The 20,080-nt window shown below is 35.7% G+C and carries 17 protein-coding genes; 3 read left to right on the top strand and 14 right to left on the bottom strand.

Annotated elements, in window-relative coordinates; translation table 11 throughout:
- Positions 1-128 precede the first annotated feature (128 nt).
- The 14 genes from I589_RS03400 to I589_RS03340 all read right to left on the bottom strand — a co-directional run bounded on the left by I589_RS03400 (position 129) and on the right by I589_RS03340 (position 16,858).
- Entirely contained in the window at positions 129-2,285 is a 2,157-nt protein-coding gene (locus I589_RS03400; protein WP_010769532.1) for a HelD family protein, read from the bottom strand.
- A 226-nt stretch (positions 2,286-2,511) separates the two neighbouring features.
- On the bottom strand, positions 2,512-3,354 hold the full coding sequence (locus tag I589_RS03395) for an ABC transporter permease (protein WP_010769533.1): 843 nt from the start codon (positions 3,352-3,354) through the stop codon (positions 2,512-2,514).
- Positions 3,335-4,090, bottom strand: a complete 756-nt coding sequence (locus I589_RS03390) for an ABC transporter ATP-binding protein (protein WP_010769534.1) — start codon at positions 4,088-4,090, stop codon at positions 3,335-3,337. The genes I589_RS03395 and I589_RS03390 overlap by 20 nt, the downstream gene beginning before the upstream one ends.
- A gap of 151 nt (positions 4,091-4,241) precedes the next feature.
- Positions 4,242-4,646, bottom strand: coding sequence for a DUF3021 family protein (locus tag I589_RS03385; RefSeq protein WP_010769535.1), 405 nt, complete (start codon positions 4,644-4,646; stop codon positions 4,242-4,244).
- Entirely contained in the window at positions 4,643-5,092 is a 450-nt protein-coding gene (locus I589_RS03380; protein WP_010769536.1) for a LytTR family DNA-binding domain-containing protein, read from the bottom strand. The genes I589_RS03385 and I589_RS03380 overlap by 4 nt, the downstream gene beginning before the upstream one ends.
- Before the next feature lie 105 nt (positions 5,093-5,197).
- Complete coding sequence (locus tag I589_RS03375) at positions 5,198-6,916, bottom strand: ABC transporter permease/substrate binding protein (RefSeq protein ID WP_010769537.1); 1,719 nt, start codon at positions 6,914-6,916, stop codon at positions 5,198-5,200.
- Positions 6,909-8,102: a quaternary amine ABC transporter ATP-binding protein gene (locus I589_RS03370; RefSeq protein WP_010769538.1), complete on the bottom strand. Its 1,194-nt coding sequence runs from the start codon at positions 8,100-8,102 to the stop codon at positions 6,909-6,911. Before I589_RS03370 ends, I589_RS03375 begins: the two co-directional genes overlap by 8 nt.
- 268 nt (positions 8,103-8,370) lie before the next feature.
- On the bottom strand, positions 8,371-9,027 hold the full coding sequence (locus I589_RS03365; RefSeq protein WP_010769539.1) for a GntR family transcriptional regulator: 657 nt from the start codon (positions 9,025-9,027) through the stop codon (positions 8,371-8,373).
- Positions 9,028-9,686: 659 nt separating this feature from the next.
- Positions 9,687-10,523 carry a PRD domain-containing protein gene (locus tag I589_RS03360; RefSeq protein ID WP_010769540.1) on the bottom strand — a complete coding sequence of 279 codons (837 nt, stop codon included), beginning with the start codon at positions 10,521-10,523 and terminating at the stop codon, positions 9,687-9,689.
- A gap of 5 nt (positions 10,524-10,528) precedes the next feature.
- Positions 10,529-11,950 (bottom strand): glycoside hydrolase family 1 protein, encoded by a 1,422-nt coding sequence (locus I589_RS03355; RefSeq protein WP_010769541.1) that lies wholly within the window; start codon positions 11,948-11,950, stop codon positions 10,529-10,531.
- Between the two features lie 12 nt (positions 11,951-11,962).
- Positions 11,963-13,786 carry a beta-glucoside-specific PTS transporter subunit IIABC gene (locus I589_RS03350; RefSeq protein WP_010769542.1) on the bottom strand — a complete coding sequence of 608 codons (1,824 nt, stop codon included), beginning with the start codon at positions 13,784-13,786 and terminating at the stop codon, positions 11,963-11,965.
- A 311-nt stretch (positions 13,787-14,097) separates the two neighbouring features.
- Complete coding sequence (locus tag I589_RS18015) at positions 14,098-14,229, bottom strand: FeoB-associated Cys-rich membrane protein (protein WP_174299001.1); 132 nt, start codon at positions 14,227-14,229, stop codon at positions 14,098-14,100.
- Positions 14,229-16,388, bottom strand: a complete 2,160-nt coding sequence (gene feoB, locus I589_RS03345; protein ID WP_010769544.1) for a ferrous iron transport protein B — start codon at positions 16,386-16,388, stop codon at positions 14,229-14,231. The genes I589_RS18015 and feoB overlap by 1 nt, the downstream gene beginning before the upstream one ends.
- The gene (locus I589_RS03340; RefSeq protein ID WP_010769545.1) at positions 16,385-16,858 is read right to left on the bottom strand and encodes a FeoA family protein; all 474 of its coding nucleotides are present in this window, start codon (positions 16,856-16,858) and stop codon (positions 16,385-16,387) included. Before I589_RS03340 ends, feoB begins: the two co-directional genes overlap by 4 nt.
- A 376-nt stretch (positions 16,859-17,234) precedes the next feature.
- On the opposite strand from I589_RS03340, the gene nrdH reads away from it, so the two are divergent.
- From nrdH to nrdE, 3 genes are read left to right on the top strand one after another with little or no spacing between them, the layout of a single operon-like run.
- Entirely contained in the window at positions 17,235-17,459 is a 225-nt protein-coding gene (gene nrdH, locus I589_RS03335) for a glutaredoxin-like protein NrdH (protein ID WP_010769546.1), read from the top strand.
- Position 17,460: 1 nt separating this feature from the next.
- Positions 17,461-17,829: a class Ib ribonucleoside-diphosphate reductase assembly flavoprotein NrdI gene (gene nrdI / locus I589_RS03330; protein ID WP_034684327.1), complete on the top strand. Its 369-nt coding sequence runs from the start codon at positions 17,461-17,463 to the stop codon at positions 17,827-17,829.
- A complete protein-coding gene (gene nrdE / locus I589_RS03325) occupies positions 17,819-19,978 on the top strand; it encodes a class 1b ribonucleoside-diphosphate reductase subunit alpha (protein WP_034684629.1) in 2,160 nt (719 codons plus the stop codon). Before nrdI ends, nrdE begins: the two co-directional genes overlap by 11 nt.
- The last annotated feature ends 102 nt before the right edge of the window (positions 19,979-20,080 follow it).

The raw sequence follows: 20,080 nt of genomic DNA, 5'->3' as shown, positions 1-20,080 counted from the left end.
TTTTTTTCAAACAATTTCTTCCCGCCTAAATACTACTTTAGGAGCTGCATAACCTTTACTTTTTCAGGCATTTATAGTCCGCTGCCGCAAGTGTATTTATCCTCCTTGCAGCAGAGACACTTGTTGGATTACATTGATTTTAAGAACACAGATACTTCTTTTTCGTAGCCTATTGCAAGTGTTTGCATTGCACGTGAAACAGCTGTGTAGAGAATTTTTTTATCTCTTTTAGATTTATATCTATCCTTGGACACGTTATAAAGAAATACGTGGTCAAATTCTAATCCTTTAGACAGGCTGATTGGATAGACAGCTATAAGCTTTTGTTCCGTTTCTTTTTTTAGTTGTTTCTGTAGAGATTCTGCTTCTTTCATTGTTTTTGTCAGAATAGTTAACGTTCCACCAATATCCGACGTAATCTTATGAATAGTTGAAATAAATGACAAATGATCCTTAATCAGATAGAGTTTTGGCTCTTCTCCTTTAGGACGAATGGGGATAATCTCCATCTGTTTAGTTGATTGGACGCTTAATTTTTTAAATACCTCTGTGATTGCACCGCTTGACCGGTAACTATTAAGCAAGTCGTATCGATAAATTGACCTTTGATTGTCAGCAAATAGGTCAATTACAGTTGCAAAGGAAATGGATGAATTAAAAATAGACTGATTTTCATCGCCAACTAACGTAAATTGGCTTTTAGGAAATAGCTCCATTAACAATTGAATTTGTGCAGGTGTATAGTCCTGAACTTCATCAATGAATAAAAATTTTGTTTTAGGCAGTGGAATCTTTTCAACAAAGCAATGTTGAATAAATAAAAAAATAACTGCTTCATCTAGCGTATATTTACTTTGACCAGAATGAATATATGTTTTGTCTCCAAAGCTTTTGTAAAGTGTCAAAAATAGGGTCTTTTTATCTATCCAGTCTACTTGCTGAATCATTTTCGAAATTTTCCTATAAGTTTTTCGTAATCGTTTATAGCCATACGCTATAATACTTTTTTCAGAATCATCCGAAATCAATTCACCAAAATAAAGTTTCTGCTGTTCCTCAGATAAGGATAAAATTTGATTTTGTGTCTCTTCGCTAGATGCTTGACGCAACAAACGGTTTTTCCAGTATTCGCTTAAAAGTTCTTTTGTTGCTTGAATTCGCTCAATTATTGGAGCATCTTTCGGTGTGCGATTATAAAGTTTCTCAATAACTTCTTTTGGAATAATCACTGTCTCTTTTTTCTTAAGATCAACAATTGGAATTTCGCCCAGCCATACGTCTTGACTCATTTTCTTTAAGAAATCGATAAATGACTTACTTCTCAATATTTCCATCTGCTCATCTATTTCATTCGCGCTGATTCTCTCAAAATATTGACCTTCGTCTTCTATCTCTTTATTTAAATAGAGTTGGGTGAACTGCAGCATCGTTTGATTTCTAGGATTTTTTTCGCCTAACGCTGGAAGAACATCACTAATATAATGAATAAATTTATTATTTGGAGATAGAATCAAGAAATCTTCTGAAGTCATTTCTTTTCTTAAAGAATATAACAAATAAGCAATTCTCTGCATGATAGTTGATGTTTTCCCACTTCCAGCAACGCCGTTCACTAAAATATTACGAGAAGCTATATCTCGAATGATTGTATTTTGTTCCCTTTGAATAGTCGAGGTGATATCTGTCATCTGCTGTGTTGCATTTTGCTCTAATGCAGCTATAAGAACATCATCTTGAATGGCAATTGCCGTATCAAAATAACGAATCAAGTGATTCTTTTCTATGAAAAATTGTCGACGATTCAAAATCTCCACATCTATCTTCTTCTCATTTGCTAAATAGCTGGAGGGACCGATCATATTATTATAAAACAATTCAGCAATGGGAGAACGCCAATCATAAATCCTGTTGACCCCTTCCTCATTAGCAAAATTATGAATTCCTATATAGAAGTCCTCTTGGGGCTCTGATTCTAGAAAATCAACAGATACTTTGCCAAAATAAGGAGACTTCAATAACCGCTCAACTTTCTTTCGTTGGCTATCGGCAGATTGTATTTTGATATTCATTTGATCGATTTCCCTATTTTTCATCTCAATCATAGAAAATGTATCTAGATTATCTAGTACACTATCAAAATTTAACCGAATATCGCCCGACATTTCATTTAACGCAGTAATTCCTTCATCCTTTGTCCGTTTTAATAAACAATCTAGCTGCTCTTTTGATGCGACCAGCTCTCCATAGACTTGTTGCAGATACTTTTCTTCTTGTGTGTTGACCATACACATTCTCCTCTTCAAAAAAATAGCATTGCTAAAGCATTTTACGCTACTAAAGAAGATATTACAATTATCTGAAACGAAACATGTGAAAAAGCGCCATTTCTTTCTAAATTAAATAAAAAAAATTTTTTAGCTAAGGAAAATAGCAACCTTTTACTAGATTATTTCTCCAAGAAAAGATTGCTACTATTTGTTTAAATTGTTTAAAAAAATTTTTCATTTGTAATTAGCGCTTGACCTCAAATCGTTTTATATTCCATAAAGCTATGGCTAAGAACACGATACCTGAAATCGCAAGTAGAACAAACGGAAACAATAGTTCATGTTGTCCACCCATCGTAATCCCTAACTCCTCTTTAATCACACGAACAGCTTCCGGATTATCTGAAGTAAAGACGTTTTCTGTCAGTACTCGTCTAATTAAAACAACACCACTCGTCAAAGGAAAATACTTTACAACCATTTGAGCTGTTTCCGGCAGACTTCCGATAGGTACGTAACAACCTGTCAAAAATCCTAATAATGGACCTATAATAGAGGTCATTGTTGAAAAGGTATCAATCTTTCGGAAAAAACTTGCGACAAAAAACATAAATGCAGAGGAACAAAATACCGTAAATAAACAAGAAAAGAATAGTAAGATAGCTTGTTCTAATGTAAGAAATGCTCCTTTTGATAAAAAGACAATATACAGCTCTGCTACGATAGCTACTGAAAAAGTAATAATAACCGATACCATAAAGGTACTTAAAAAATAACCCAGCATAATTTTTCTTTTTTGAATAGGCGAAATCATAAAGTCTGTATAGACATTTCTTTCACGATCTCGAATCATTAGACTGGCTGAGCCCAACGTAGAACTTGCAGACACAATTCCGATGACTCCCGCAAGCATCCACGTGTCTACGACTAATTGGGGATTAGACAAAGCGGACAACTGATTGACTAAGCTATCTCCTAATAAAAATACATAAAGTCCAATCAGAATGAATGCCGCGATAAAGGCACCCATCACCGCTTGTTTATTTTTGAAAAACAGACGTAACCCTCTATAGACTAATGCGTTCATTTTTTTCTCTCCCTTTTTCCATAATTTCTAAAAATACGTCTTCTAAAGTTGTACATTGATACTCGTGTTTCAGCTCAGCAGGACTTCCCTCAGCAACTATCTGTCCTTTTTCCAGCATAAGAATTGTTGTTGACTCTCTTGCCTCTTCCATATAATGGGTGGTTAAAACGACAGTCATTTTGTATTTATCCTTTAATCGATGAATCAATTGCCACATCGTTGCTCGAGAAACAATATCTAAGCCTGTTGTAGGTTCATCTAAAAATAATAGTTTAGGTGTATTTAACAGCGCTCGTGCAATATCCACTTTTCGCCGCTCCCCACCAGATAAAACACCATATCGCTTATCTAATAAATTTAGCCCCTCAACATCTGCCAATTTTTCTTTCAAAAGAAGCTCTGCTTTTTTCCAACTATTCGTATAAAAATAGCTACGAATCAAAAGATTTTCTTTCACTGATAATTCAGAATCAAGAATACTTTCTTGAAAAACAACAGAAAGCAGTGATTTATATTCCATAGACTGCTGATTCATTCGTCGGCCTTCTACCTGTATTTCACCTTTTTCAGACTTTACTAAGCCAAGCATCAAAGAAATAAGGGTAGACTTTCCGGCGCCGTTTGGTCCTAATATGGAAAACAGCTCCCCTTCTTTAATGGAAAAAGAAATATCTTTTAGCACCTGTTGTTCTTTATACGATTTTGCTAGATGTGTAACCTTTATTAATTCATTCATGGTGATGACTCCTTTTCTCTTGTTGATAAACTAAGAATACTCAATTTATTTTTTTGAAACTACCAATTTTAACTAAGTGGTTAAAATTGGCAACTAAGCGGTTAAAATAAATAAAAAAACAGAACCGTTTAAGGCTCTGCACGTTTTTCTGTTATTCCGATTTCTCTTTTCTCTGGATATACTTATTTATCTCATCTGCTTCTTTTTTGTCTTGCCCATACACAAACAGCTTGATAAAGAAGAAAATGCTAATAACTAAAACAAAATTACTAAATAATCCAAAATAACTTAGCTCCCAATGTAAAAGGCTGTTTCCAGCTAGAACCAACATAAAAATAATCCCTATATAAAGCACCTGATTCAAGATTAATCGTCGATTTGAGTACGATCCATTATCGTCAACCAAAAAAATAAGGATACCTGACACTACTGATACGAAAAATAAGTATTCAATGATAGTAAACAATGCTTTCTTGTTTACTAATAAATTAGTAGCTACTAAAATCGTAAACACTAATGAGGTAAGAGAAATTGCTCGTCGAATGTAATTTTTCATACTCTTCCACCCATTCCTAGTCCTTTTTTTAGCAAAGGGACATATTTTCGAGAGATAGAAACGCGCTCTCCATTATGTAAAGTTGCCTCAAAACGACCGCTTAATAACGGTGAAACGCTCAATATCGCTTCAATGTTTAACAACATTGATTTTGAAATTCGTAAAAATTTATAAACCTCTAGCTGTTCTTCTAGCTGATAAAGTTTTTCACTACTTTGATAAACATTATTTTTTGTATAGAGATAACTTTTTTTATCTACCACTTCTATGTATAAAATATTTAAAAAAGGGATACGAAACGTTTCTCCTTCTAGTTCTCCCAAAAGAAAATTTTCCTTTTTCGTCAATAAGTTAAGTGCTTTTTCAACTGTTCCTGTCAATTCATGTACTTTTAAATAAACAGATTCTTCTTCATTTAATTGGACAATTTCAACAGTTGATTTCATGAACACACCTTCTTTTCGTTTGTTTTTTTATTATAGCATACATGAAAAGAAGAACCTCGTTTAAATTGTTTCTTCTAACGGAGGTTCTTCTTTCATTTTAAGAATTTATTTTTTCCAACTATCCACTAGCTCTTGATTGTTTTTAATCCAATCCTGTGCCGCTTTTTGTGGATCTTTTTTATTTTTAATCTCCAACATGACTTTTTCCATGTCCTCTTTTGTCCATTTAAAGTTATCTAACAACTGGTAGGCTTCTGGCTGATTTTCTTTTAGTCCATCTCTGACGATTGTATGAATAGCTTCTTCATCGCCCATCCCCCCTTTTGGATCTTCCAAATATTTCAAATCATATTTAGCGAACATCCAGTGAGGTGACCAGCCTGTAATCACAATTTCTTCTTTATTCTTAATTGCTTGACCTAATGCAACAGTCATCGCACCTGAAGAAGAGGTAGCCACTTTCCAATCACTCAAATTACTATAAGTCTTGAGTGTATTCTCTGCCGCATTAACTACACCTGCGCCAGGTTCAATTCCAGTAATGGTCTTTCCAGCCTGCGCCTTCAACTCTTCAATAGAATCAACGTCCATATAGCTTGGTACAACAAGTCCAACTTTTGCACCTGTTAAGTTTGCACCAAGATCTTCAACTTGATCTTTGTATTGCGCATACTGAGAGCCATGTGTATTAGGTAGCCACGCAGCTACCATACCATCCATCTCACCTTTTGCTACAGATTCCCACATAATTGCATTATCTAATGGGGTAACATTTACTTTATACCCCATCTGTCTCAATACTTCTGCAACAACATTGGTAGAAGCTATTTCTGTGTCCCATTCCACATAGGCTAAGTTAATTTCTTTATCCGTAGTAGAGTTTGCTGTAAACGAGCTGATACCTACTGCAGCAAGGATAACCACTACTACACTAGCTGTTACTCCCCACTTCTTTTTCTTAGACATTGATTTACTCGTTACAGTTTTAGGTTTGTTTAAATGCTGTGTGAATCGGTCAATAATAATTGCTAGAATTACTAAGGCAACACCATTTACAAATCCATTTCCGACTTGTGCACGCTGTAACGCAGATAGCACCCCACGTCCTAATCCCGGCGCACCAATCATAGAGGCAATTACAACCATTGATAATGAAAGCATCGTTGTTTGATTAATCCCTGCTAAAATAGTATTTTTTGCAAGAGGCAACTCTAACTTAAATAGTTTTTGCCATGCTGTTCCACCAAAGGAATCCGAAGCTTCAACTAATTCTTTAGGAACTTGACGAATACCTAGGTTTGTAAAACGGACCGTTGGCGGTAAAGCAAAAATTACGGAGGCAAAGACCCCTGGTACCATTCCTATTCCAAAAAAGGCAACTGCTGGAATAAGATAAACAAATCCTGGCATTGTTTGCATAAAATCAAGAATTGGCGTAATAATGCTTTGTGCTTTGCTACTCTTCGCCATTAATATCCCAAGTGGAATCCCGATAATTATAGAAACTACACTTGAAATTAAGACTAACGTCACAGTGCTCATCAAATCTGTCCATAGTCCTTGATTATAGATAAAGAGCAAACCAATAAATGTAAATAAAGTTAGCCCAAATCGTTTTTGAGAGACAAAAAATGCAGCAATCGTTAATAAAATAATAAAAATAAAGGGTGGAATTTGTACTAATCCATGTGTAATGCTGTCCATGACAGCTTGTCCTGTATTTTGAATAAATGAGAATAAACCTGCAAAATTATTGGTTACCCATTCAGTTATCGTTTCAACCCAATCTGCAACAGGTAGTTGATTTGTCAATAAATTATTCATCCTCATTCACCTCACTTGTTTCTGCCAATGCTTCTAGAACACTCCCTCGAATGATAACTCCTTGAAGGCGTCCATTCTCAACAACTGCAAGTGGTGTAGGAGAATCAAAGATAATCGTAAAAATATCGTTGACCAACATCTCTTTATCCACGGTTCTAATTGTCGCATCCACAAATTCACTCAGCGGTCTGTGTGTCTTCCTAGCCTCTAATGCGCTCTCGGCTGTAATGTATCCTTTTAGTTCTCGTTTTTTATTGACTACCATAAGCATACTAACTTCTTCTTTACGCATGCGATTTAGCGCAACGTTTGGTCCATCAATATCAATATTCGTTGTTAGAGCTGGAACCATAATATTTTGTGCAGTTAAGACTTTGGAGCGATCTACATCCTCTACGAATTCTCGAACGTAATCATTTGCAGGATTTGTCAGAATTTCTTCACCTGTACCAATCTGCATGATTTCTCCGTCTTTCATCAGAGCAATTCGATCGCCAATACGTAGGGCTTCATTCAAATCATGCGTAATAAAAATAATTGTCTTTTGCACATTTGCTTGTAAATCAATCAACTCATCTTGCATCTCCCGACGAATTAGTGGATCTAATGCTGAAAATGCCTCATCCATTAATAAAATTTCTGGATCGTTAGCAAGAGCTCTTGCTAGTCCCACACGCTGTTGCATCCCTCCAGAAAGTTGATTCGGTAGTTGATCTTTAAACGAAATAAGGCCTGAATTTTTTAACGCCTGCTCTGCTTTTTGCTGACGTTCTTCTTTAGGTATACCGCGAACTTCCAATCCATACTCAGTATTTTCTAAAATTGTTCGATGAGGGAAGAGTCCAAAGTTCTGAAAAACCATACTCATTTTATGTCGACGAACCTCACGAAGTCCCTCTTTGCTTAATTTAGCTATATCTTGTCCATCAATGTAAATATCTCCTGAAGTTGGTTCAATTAATCGATTTAACAGACGAATCAGCGTAGATTTCCCACTACCTGATAAGCCCATAATGACAAAAATTTCTCCCTCATTCACTTCAAAATTCACATCATACACACCAACAGTAGCGCCTGTCTTTGCAAGAATCTCCGTTTTTGGTCGATGTTCTTTCATCATCGCTAACGCTGTTTGTGCTTTTTTCCCGAATACTTTTGTTAAGTTGTTTACTTGTACTTTTATCAAAAAAAAACTCCTTTTTCACATTTTTTCATTTTCTTTCTGAAAACTAAGTGACCACACTAGGTTAACATGGTGTGGTCACTTTGTCAAAAGGGGTGCTTATCCAACATCTTGTTCCAAAAGCATATATTTTTGAGACAATCACTTCTTTAGTTCCCAACAACCAGCTGGTAGAATTTTGCACAAAAAAAACTTGTTACTGTACATGCCCAATAACAAGTCCTTTTATTTAGTTTTAAATTTAACTGAAATTCACTGAATATCCTGTTTGCTAAATACTTCCCTCAGTATCCAAGCTAACTCCCGGATAAAAGAAATTTTGCATACGCTGAAGCGCATATTCATTTCCGACAAAATAGATCGTATCATTTTCTGATAACTTCGCATAGGGTCCTGGTGAAAGCAGCAGCTCCTCATTATGCAAAATAGCTACCACTGTTGCAGACGTTTCTTGCCATAAATTCAGCTCACTGATAGAGCTTTCTAAGTGGAGGGCTTCTGAGGTTAATACTAATTCAAAAGGTAGGAATGGATTCATCGTATGTGTACGTTTTGTCTGAGCAACAAGCTGATCTAAAAGTTGGGCAAAATGATCTAACTCGTCTTTTTGCTGTTTCACACTCTCCATGATTTCACTTTTAACTTCTTGAATCGATTGAACATCTTTATACTGCTCTAAAAATGATTTTGCATTTTCTTTTGAAGCAATATACGCACCGCTTCCATGACGTACTTCCATAATCCCCAAATCTACTAAAACGTTAATTGCTTTTCGAGCAGTTTCAGGAGATACATTATAAGCACTCGCTAACGTAGAGCGTGCATGAACTTTTTCTCCAACCTGATATCTATTTTCCATGATTCGCTCAGCTAAATCCACAGCAATCTGCTGATATCTTGGGACAACAACCTTCTTTTTTTCTCGCATATAGTTCCCTCACCTTGAGTATTATTACGCTAATACTACTATGTATATGGAAAATAATCAAAATAAAGTCTTAAAAAACTTATGTCTAGAATATTTTGAACGCTCAATCTATTCGATTCACTCTTTAATCAGAATAAAATACTACTCAAATTTTCTTACCACCTTTAATAGTTTTTCTAGATAACCATTCTCGTCTATCCATAAACAACCTAATCATGCTATTTATAATTCAATTAATTACGTTGACTGAGTCTAAGAACCGCCTATAGTCGTTACTTCCAGATTTCTTAAAACCTTAATGAAAGATGGGGCCTTCAACATCTTCTACATAATCGAAGGCTTCAAAAAAAGACTGAACTATTAATAAAAAACTGCTTCTAAAGAAAATAGGCAGTGAGACATCCTTATCTGGTTTTCGAAGTTGAACACTTCTGTCCGAATTTATTTTTTCTATAGGTAATTATAGTGTCCTTTTTTAAATTTATCGAGTGAAATAACCAATCAATAAAAAAATTAGCTTTAGATAGATAAAGGACAAAAATATAAGTACTACTCATTCAGTCTTAAAGAAAGATTTTCTCTAGCTTTTTAACTCAACTTATTGTCCTTATATTTCCGTCCATATGAGTGATTACTATTTCGTAAAAATTTATTTCTACCTAATAAACTCTAGAAATATGCAGTGTTAAATATAAAATTTCATCATTATTAACAGTTACAGGTAACTCCTTTTCCACATACTCTTTTATCTTTTTTGCAGCTTCTAATTCTTTGGGCAAACGATTACTGACAGAATTTAATAAGAAATCATCTTTGCTAGGAAGTTCTTCTGCTTTAATCATTCGGTTAAGAAAAAATTGTAAATGAGTAACAAATCTTAAGTATAGCATGGATTCTTTATCTACTTCTTTTTCGGGAAAAAGATAACTTAATATCATTAAAACATCTTTCAACATTCGAATAAATTGGATGGTTTCTTCCATATTGGTCTGTTCATCTTGTGCGTTTACAATATGAAAAGCAATATTTCCGGCTTCTTCCTCAGGTAGTTGAACATTCAGTTCTTTGTTAATTTGCTCAATTCCATAACAGCCTATGGAAAATTCTTTTGGATAATATTTCTGAATTTCGACTAACAATTTATTCTGAAAAACAATCCCATTCTTACTTCTTTCAATAGAATATTTTATGTGATCTAGTAATGTGAAAAAAAGATTTTTACTGAGAGGATACTCAAACTTTGTATTGGCATAATCTACAATCTTTTTAACATTTATAATCAACTCATCAGACACATTTTCAAATAAATGAATGTAGTCTGTTTTTAAAGTGGAAGATAAAGAATCGAGTTTGAAGATTTTTTCCACCTTCTCTAAAGGAACAGTATCACCTTTCTTCAACTGAAATCCTAATCCTTTTCCCATTAAAATTACTTCTGAGCCCTCATTATCTTGGCATAGAATGAGACTATTATTTAAAGACTTCAATACTTTCATTCAATTCACCTACTTTTTTCATCCAACCCATTTTGACTAATGACTTTTTTATACCAATAAAAACTGTCTTTTTTTACCCTAGCCAATTCTTTCAAATCAGTATCCGTCCGATCAACATAAATAAAACCATACCGTTTATTAAACCCCTGATGCGTACTAACTACATCTATGGCCGACCAAGGCAGGTAGCCTAGAACTTGCACGCCATCAGTGAGTGCCTCTTGAATTGCTCGAATGTGTTTACGTAAATAGTCAATTCGCTCAATATCATGAATTTCACCATTAGAATCCATCTTATCTGGTGCTCCATACCCATTTTCAGTAATTAGAATGGGTAGTTCATATCGATCATATAGTTTTCTTAAGGTCAATCTTAACCCACTAGCGTCAACAACCCATCCATAGGGTGTTTTATCTACATATGGATTTTCAGCGGCACGATAGACGCCTTCTTCTCCAAGCATAATCTGTTGATCCCCTGCTCTAGCAGATTCATCTGTCCCATCATTTTTGCTTGCAGCAATCGTAGCTGTAGAATAATAATTTATAGCAATGAAATCAGGTTTTCCAGCTGCCAGTGTTTTAAAGTCATTTTTTTCTATTGTAGGATATAGCTCTCGGTCCTGCAAATATTTTTCAAAAAGATAGTTATACGATCCACGAACCGCCACATCTAAAAATGACCATCCTCGCAATGTCTCCCAGTTATGTGCAGCAATTGCATCTTCTGGCGCTGCGGTTGCTTGGTACATCGCGGTAAGATTAATTGCAGGACCAATGTTTCCGGTAGCACTTAACTCATGATAAATTTTAAAAACTTTTGCTTGAGCAAGCAGCACATGATGATTCATTTGAAATAATTCTTTCTTTGTAGGCAAGTTACCGCTCACTGGTAATCCTATCGCACCTGGATGAAGAATCATGGTATTTTGTTCATTAATTGTCAACCAATAATTTATTTTCCCACCATATTCTTGAAACAATACTTGCGCATACTCCAAGAAATAATCGATTGTCTGTCGATTTAACCATCCACCTTTTTCCTCCAAGTAATAGGGTAAATCAAAATGATACATCGTAACAATGGGTTCAATTCCATATTTTATACATTCATCAATAATATTATGATAAAAGTCAATTCCTTTTTCATTGACTTTTTTATTATCAAAAGTCATTATTCGAGTCCAAGCAATTGAAAAACGAAAGGCTTTTAATCCCAACTCTGCAAATAACTTGATGTCCTCTTTATAATTATGATAAAAATCTGAAGCGACCTCAAAGCTTGCCACACCTTCCGGATGAATATATTTATCGATAATAGAAGCTAATTTCTCATCTTCATTTGTTCCTCCCTCTGCTTGATAGGCGCTGATAGATGCCCCCCATAAGAAGTTTTTAGGAAATGAATTTAATTTTTGATAATGCATCAAGATTCCCTCCTATTTTATATCCATGACAGAAGAATGCTCGGCGATAATACCTATATGCTCGGATATAGTTGGAAACTGTTCACTGTTTGTCACAACTAAAATGACTGTGTTGTCATATCCAGCTGCATTTATTTTATCAAAATCGGCTTGTATTAATTTTTGACCGACAGTGACATGCTCTCCTTCTTCCACAAATACTTCAAACGGTGCTCCATTCAAGTTTACAGTATCAATGCCTACATGAATTAACAATTCTATTCCTTCTTTCGAACGAATACCAATGGCATGTTTAGATTTTAAGACCGTTACTATCTCCCCTTCAACCGGAGAGACAATCATACTTTCTTCAGGTTTTATTGCAACTCCTTTTCCTAATAATTCCTTTGAGAATACACCATCATTTACTTCTGAAAGAGAAATTACTTCTCCTTTTACTGGTGCCATAACTTTCGTCAGCTCAATTGTATCAGACATCTCTTCATCTGGGATATCTTCAAATCCAATAATATACGCAATAAAAAATGTGGCAATAAATGAAATCAAGCAAGTAATAATTGCATGAACAATATTCATAGGATTCTCACCAATAAAAGCAGGTAACGCAGCTAAACCTGGGGAGACAAATGCATATCTGACTAATCCACTAAGCCCAGCATACAGCCCGCCTAATGCCCCACCAATCATTGCCGCAATCAAAGGAGTCTTTAATTTCAAGGTAACACCATACAAGGAAGGTTCGGTGATTCCCATGAGCGCTGTTATACCAGAAGAGGCTGCCAATTGCTTTAGCTCTTTATTTTTTGTTTTCACTGCAACCGCAAACGTCGCACCAGACTGCGCAATATTAGATGCCAACATCCCTGGGCCGTTAATCATTTCTGATCCATTCTTACTCAACTGCATTGTTGCGATTGGAGTCATTGCCCAAGCTGTACCTGTAACAACTAGGAATGGCTGTAATCCACCCATTAGGAAAGGAATTAACCATTCCGCTTTTCCATTAATCCATTCTGCTGCAGAAGCTACCAAGTCGTTCAAAAGGGTGCCAAAAGGCCCAATGACTATTAATGCCAATGGTCCCATAATTAAAAAAATCAACATTGGTTTAGTGAAAAACTTGATAAATGACGGAGAGACTTTTTCGGCAAACCGATCGACATAAGACATAATCCATACAGTAAGTATGATTGGTAATACAGATCCGGCATAATCAGCTGCAAGAACTGGAATCCCAATAAAAGTAACAGATTCTCCTGTAGAAAAAAGCTGAGAAATGTTTGGATGTAGTAAAATACCCGCAACAGTAATCGCAAGAATCGGACTAACATCAAATTTAATTGATGCACCATATGCCAACAAAATCGGCATAAAATAAAAGGCTGCATCTGCAATAGTATTTAAGATAATGTAGGTTTGGCTACTGTCTGACAATAGCCCTGTTAAAGTTAATATCGCCAAAATTGCTTTTACCATACCAGCCCCTGTAATAGCGGGAATCATAGGTGTAAATGTTGTTGAGATTACACTAATCAGTCGAGAAACTAAACTTTCTTTTTCAGTAGTCTCTTTCTTTGATTTTGAGTTTTCTGTACCAATCTCTTTTTGAATCTCCTTAAATGCAGTTTGAACTTCATTTCCAATGATGACTTGGTATTGCCCGCCGCCATCAACCACACTAATGACTCCTTCTATTGACTCTAACTGCTTGGTATTTACTTTCTTTTTATCTACTAATTCAAAACGTAATCGAGTTGCACAATGAGTAATATTCACCACATTGTCTTTCCCTCCAACTTGCTGTAAAACTTCTTTACCGACTTTTTTATAATCCATTTTTTTCTCCTTTCAATAAAAAAAGACCAAAACAAACCGAAACCCAGTATAAATCTGAGTAACATTGTTTGTTTTGGTCTTGCCTGCATTATCAGTAACACGCCAAAAAATTTATTTTAATTACAAACTGATTCTAGCATAAGTAGTAAACGTATTCAATAGGGATAAATAATTTTTTACCTAAATGATTCTTGTCTTTCTATAAATATAGAATAATCTAAAATGAAATCCTATTTTCTCATTACTTACTTGTAAAGTACAACTCCAAACTCTTGAATTTCTCATGCCCAGCTTTTGAAGCAAACAATTCTTCATTTACTTTGCTGCGTTTTCACCGGACAACTTGTCTTGCAGTCATCACAAGTTTTTCCAGTCTTTATTCTGGAATAAATCACATAACTTGCACTACCAAAAATTAAAATCGAAAGAATGATTGTCGCAATCATTTTGCCCCTCCTTCAATAGTTGTTAACGTAACAGTTGATACCATTTTTTGCTTATTTTTCTTTGTTAGCTGATAAATCATTCCAGCAAGAACGACGATCGCCAAAGCAAATCCTATCCCTATTGCTGCACCTTCAAATAATACATGCCCAATTTGATAGATAATGAAACTTACTGCATAAGCTAATCCGCACTGATACCCAATAGCAATCCACGTCCATTTCTTATTTGCCATTTCTCGATGAATTGCTCCTATTGCGGCAAAACATGGGGCACATAACAAATTAAAGACTAAAAATGAATACGCGGCAACAGCGGTGTAGCTTCCTTGTAAAGTAGACCATACTTCGCGGCCGTTTTCTGAAATCCCTTCTGCATGTCCAAATAATATTCCAAATGTATTAATCACATTTTCTTTTGCCACTAAACCAGTAATTGTCGCTACCGCTCCTTGCCAATTTCCCCAACCTAACGGTGCAAACAATGGAGAAATCAGATGCCCCAGGCTTGCTAAAATACTTTGTTCAGATTGAACCGGCTGAAAAGCAAAATTATAAGAGAACGTAAACCAAATAAGAATACTTGAAACAAAAATAATTGTACTTGCTTTTTTCACAAATGATTTACTGCGATCATAGGTCTGTCTCACAATACTTTTTACTTGTGGAAGATGATAGGCAGGAAGCTCCATAATGAACGGTGCTGGATCTCCCGCAAATAACTGTGTTTTCTTTAAAGCAATTCCAGACAAAACAATTGCTCCAATCCCAACAAAGTAGGCAGACGGCGCTACCCAACTGCTGGTTGGAAAAAATGCCCCTGCAATCAATGCAATAATTGGAAGCTTCGCTGAACAAGGCATGAATGTCGTGACCATAATAGTCATTCGACGATCCTTTTCATTTTCAATTGTTCGGCTTGCCATTACTCCAGGTACCCCGCAACCAGTCGCAATCAACATAGGGATAAATGATTTCCCTGACAGCCCAAATTTACGGAATAATCGATCCATGACAAATGCAATGCGCGACATATACCCACAGTCCTCTAAGAAAGACAAACATAGAAAAAGGACAATAAGCTGAGGTAAAAAGCCTAAAACCGCACCAACACCTGCGATAATTCCATCTAAAATAAGTCCTTGCATCCAGTCAGCAACCTGCCAATTCGTCAATAAATTCCCTACTGTTGTAGGTACCCACTCTCCAAATAGCTGGTCATTTATCCAATCGGTTCCCATTGTGCCGATTGTTTGAATCGAAAGATAATAGATCCCCCACATAACACCTGCAAAAATAGGTAATGCAAGCCAGCGATTCGTTACTACCTGATCAATTTTATCGCTAAATGACAACCGAATCTCATCTTTTTCAATCGCACAAAGATGAATGACGCGACTGATGAATTCATATCGTTCATTAATGAGGATTGTTTCACTATCATCCTTAAAAATTTTCTCAGTGATGCAGATAATTTCTTCAATTTCTTTCTTTTGTATGACGCTTAGATTTAATTCTTGCTGCGCCTGAGTATCCCTTTCAAAAAGTTTAACAGCGTACCAACGACTTTGTTTTTCTAAAACTGTCTGTCCTAAGACATCCACAATTTCATTCAGTGCAGTTTCCAAACGAGCATCATAGGTTGGGTAATCAGCCTCTACCGGAAATTGTTTTGCGACATGAATTGTTTCATTTATTGCCTCTTGTAGTCCACGTTTTTTTAGAGCACTCATTCCAACTACTGGCGTACCCATACTATAGGCTAATTTTTCTAAATTAATTTTTTTCCCTTGTTTTGCTACGATGTCCATCATATTTAACCCAATCACAACAGGAATGCCCATCTCCATTAATTGAGTCGTTAGATAAAGATTTCTTTCAAGGTTCGTTGCATCAACCACATTTAAAATGGCGTGTGGCTGTCCGTGTAAGAGATAGTCTCTAGCAACAACTTCTTCGGGCGTATAAGGAGAAAGTGAATAAATACCAGGTAAATCCTGAATCGTGACTGTAGCATCCGTTTTTAGCCGGCCTTCCTTACGCTCTACTGTCACGCCGGGCCAGTTTCCTACGTATTGGTTTGAACCGGTCAAACTATTGAAGGTACTTGTCTTTCCACTATTTGGATTTCCCGCTAACGCAATCTGGTAATCACTCATCTTTCTTCCTCCTTTTCAATTAGCACGAGTTCTGCCTCATTTTTTCTCAGTGTCAACTCATATCCTCGCACATGAATCTCAATTGGATCACCCAAAGGGGCAAGCTTACGAACATAAACAGATGTTCCTCTTGTCAACCCCATATCCATTAATCGACGTCTGACAGCTCCTGTCCCATGAATACTTACCACTCGTCCTGTGTCTCCAATATTAAGTTGATCTAGCGAAAGCCAATTAGCAGGATTAGCTGAAGGTTCTTCTATTAAAATGGCTTCCAACACATTTTGCGTAATCGCAATTCTACTATTATGTAATAGTACAATTCCATTTTCACCAGAGGTATTAATTAATACGATTTTTCCACCAGGAATGACACCTAAATCGTGTAGATGCTTTTTCACAGATTCATCTACCTTCACTTCTTTTATTTGATACACACGATTGTGTTGTGCTTGGCTAAGAAATAACATACGTTCCTCTCCTTGTGAAAATCATTCATAATCTATTAAAATAAAAATCATTGAAATTGATAATCGTTCTCAACAAGAGTACTCTCATTTACGAAAAAAGTCAACGAGATTGTGAATAAACCAGCTAAGTTTCTTCGATTTATTTTTATAACTTTAAGTGAAAAAAATAGTTCTTTTGAAAAATTTTTTTAAAGTTTTTTCGATTTAGTAAACCGTTTTTACCCTTATGATTCTTGCTTTCATATTTTTTCAAAACACTAAACTTGGTGTTTATATTTTTCCTCGACACAATATATAGTGTTTTTAGATTGACTTTTTTCTAGATAGATTTATACTAATGAGTATAGAAATTTAATTGATTCGGGAGGAAACAATCATGAACGTAAAAATCTTTTCAAAAAACAATTGTATGCAATGCAAAATGGTGAAACGCTACTTGAGCGAAAATAATATAGCATTTGAAGAAGTGAACATTGATAATCAACCAGAAGCGGTGGATTGGCTGAAAGAACAAGGATTTCAAACAGTTCCAGTAATTACCTCTGATGCTGCAACAGTGATTGGATTCCGTCCTGACCAACTAAAACAATTAGCTAGTTAAGATGAAGATTGTTTTCTTCTCAATGACTGGTCAGACCAGAAGATTTGTTAAAAAGTTGGATTTGCCTGCTTATGAAATTGAGCCTGCAAATCCTTTTTTTGAGATAAAAGAACCATTTGTTCTTGCTGTACCTACCTATGACCAAGAAATTATGGATGTTGTTTACGATTTTTTAGATCACGAACAAAATGCCTCTCTACTTAAAGGGATTATTGGTAGTGGCAATCGAAATTTTGCTGAACTGTTTGTCTACGCAGCAAAGCAATTAGCAAAGGACTATCAAGCCCCTCTGCTGCATGCCATTGAATTTAGCGGCACCGTTGAGGATGTCGACACTATAAAGAAGGTTGTGAATGAACTTGAGTCTTAAGAATTTAAAAGACGTTAGCTACTTTAAGCTAAATAATGAGATTAACCGCCCGGTAAATGGTCAAATCCCATTAAACAAAGATCAAGAAGCTTTGGCTGCATTTTTTGAAGAGAATGCAAATCCAAATACAATGAAGTTTTCTTCTATTAAAGAGAAGATTGATTATCTTCTAAAAAATGACTATCTAGAGGAAGCGTTTATCAAGCTTTACTCCGAATCGTTTATTGAAAAACTATATCAGTTTTTAGAAGAACAAAATTTCCAATTTAAATCATTTATGGCTGCTTATAAATTTTATTCCCAATATGCATTGAAAACAAACGACGGTACTGCTTATTTAGAAACGTATGAAGACCGCGTTGCCTTTAATGCTCTTTATTTTGCCAACGGAGATGAAGAGCTTGCACTCACTTTAGCAGATGAAATGATTCATCAACGCTACCAGCCAGCAACCCCTTCTTTCTTAAATGCTGGACGTAAGCGTCGAGGTGAACTGGTTTCTTGTTTCTTAATTCAAGTAACTGACGATATGAATTCGATTGGACGTTCCATTAACTCCGCTTTGCAGCTTTCTAGAATTGGCGGTGGCGTTGGTATTACCCTTTCAAACTTGCGTGAAGCAGGTGCCCCAATCAAAGGCTATGAAGGAGCTGCCAGTGGTGTGGTTCCTGTAATGAAATTGTTTGAAGATAGCTTTAGCTATTCAAATCAATTAGGTCAACGTCAAGGAGCGGGTGTTGTTTACTTAAACGTCTTCCATCCTGATATTATTCAATTTCTCTCTGCGAAAAAAGAAAACGCAGATGAAAAAATACGTGTAAAAACACTCTCTTTAGGTGCAATCGTACCTGATAAGTTTTACGAACTAACAAGAAATAATGAGGATATGTATTTATTCAGTCCTTATAGTGTGGAAAAAGAGTACGGGGTTCCTTTTTCTTACGTTGATATCACCAAAGAATACGACAATATGGTGGCAAATCCAAATATTCGTAAACAAAAAATCAAAGCACGTGATCTTGAAAATGAAATTTCAAAACTGCAACAAGAATCTGGCTATCCTTACATTATCAATATTGATACAGCCAATCGTTCAAACCCAGTTTATGGAAAAATTATTATGAGTAATCTTTGTTCAGAAATCTTACAAGTACAAGAACCTTCTGTTATCAATGGAAAACAAGAATATGATGTATTAGGCACAGATATAAGCTGTAACCTAGGTTCAACAAACATTGTAAACTTGATGGATAGCCCTGACTTTGGAAAATCTGTTCGTGCGATGACTCGTGCATTAACATTTGTGACAGATGCGTCTGATATTGATGTAGTTCCTTCTATTCAACACGGAAACAAACTAAATCACACTATCGGATTAGGTGCAATGGGCTTGCATACGTATTTTGCAAAAAATCATATGGTTTATGGTTCTGAAGAATCTCTTGACTTTACAAATATCTATTTCATGTTATTGAATTATTGGACCTTAGTAGAAAGTCATGCAATTGCAAAGGAATCTGGTGAAGTCTTCCATAACTTTGAAAAATCAGATTATGCAAATGGTCGTTATTTTGACAAGTATGTAACCGGAGAATTCCAGCCTCAGTTCGATAAAGTAAAAGAGATTTTCAAGGACATCTTTATCCCCTCTGCTGAAGATTGGAAAGAACTTCGCGAAGCTATTAAAAAGGATGGTCTATACCACCAAAATCGTCTCGCTGTTGCACCAAATGGGTCTATTTCTTACATCAATGATACAAGTGCAAGTATCCACCCAATCACTCGTATGATTGAGGAACGTCAAGAAAAGAAAATTGGGAAAATTTACTATCCAGCACCTTATTTAGCAAATGATACAATCCCTTACTATACTTCTGCTTATGATATGGATATGCGTAAAGTGATTGATGTCTATGCAACTGCACAGCAACACGTAGATCAAGGAATGAGTTTGACTTTATTCATGCGTTCTGAAATTCCATTTGGTCTTTATGAATGGAAAGAAAACACAAAACAAACCACTCGTGATTTGAATATTTTGCGTCACTATGCATTCAATAAGGGAGTCAAATCAATTTATTATGTACGTACTTTTACCGATGATGCAGAAGAAATTGGAAGCAACCAATGTGAAAGCTGTGTAATCTAACTGCACATTTTGAGACAGGGACATAACAACTATGGTTATGTCCCGCTCGTCTTGAATCTTAATAAACGGTAGGAACAGAAGTGACTCCTCTCTCTTGGAGCT

Source organism: Enterococcus phoeniculicola ATCC BAA-412, from assembly GCF_000407505.1.
Lineage (GTDB): Bacteria > Bacillota > Bacilli > Lactobacillales > Enterococcaceae > Enterococcus_K > Enterococcus_K phoeniculicola.
The sequence above is the reverse complement of the archived record's forward strand: the minus strand, read 5'-3'. Positions and strand labels throughout refer to the sequence as shown.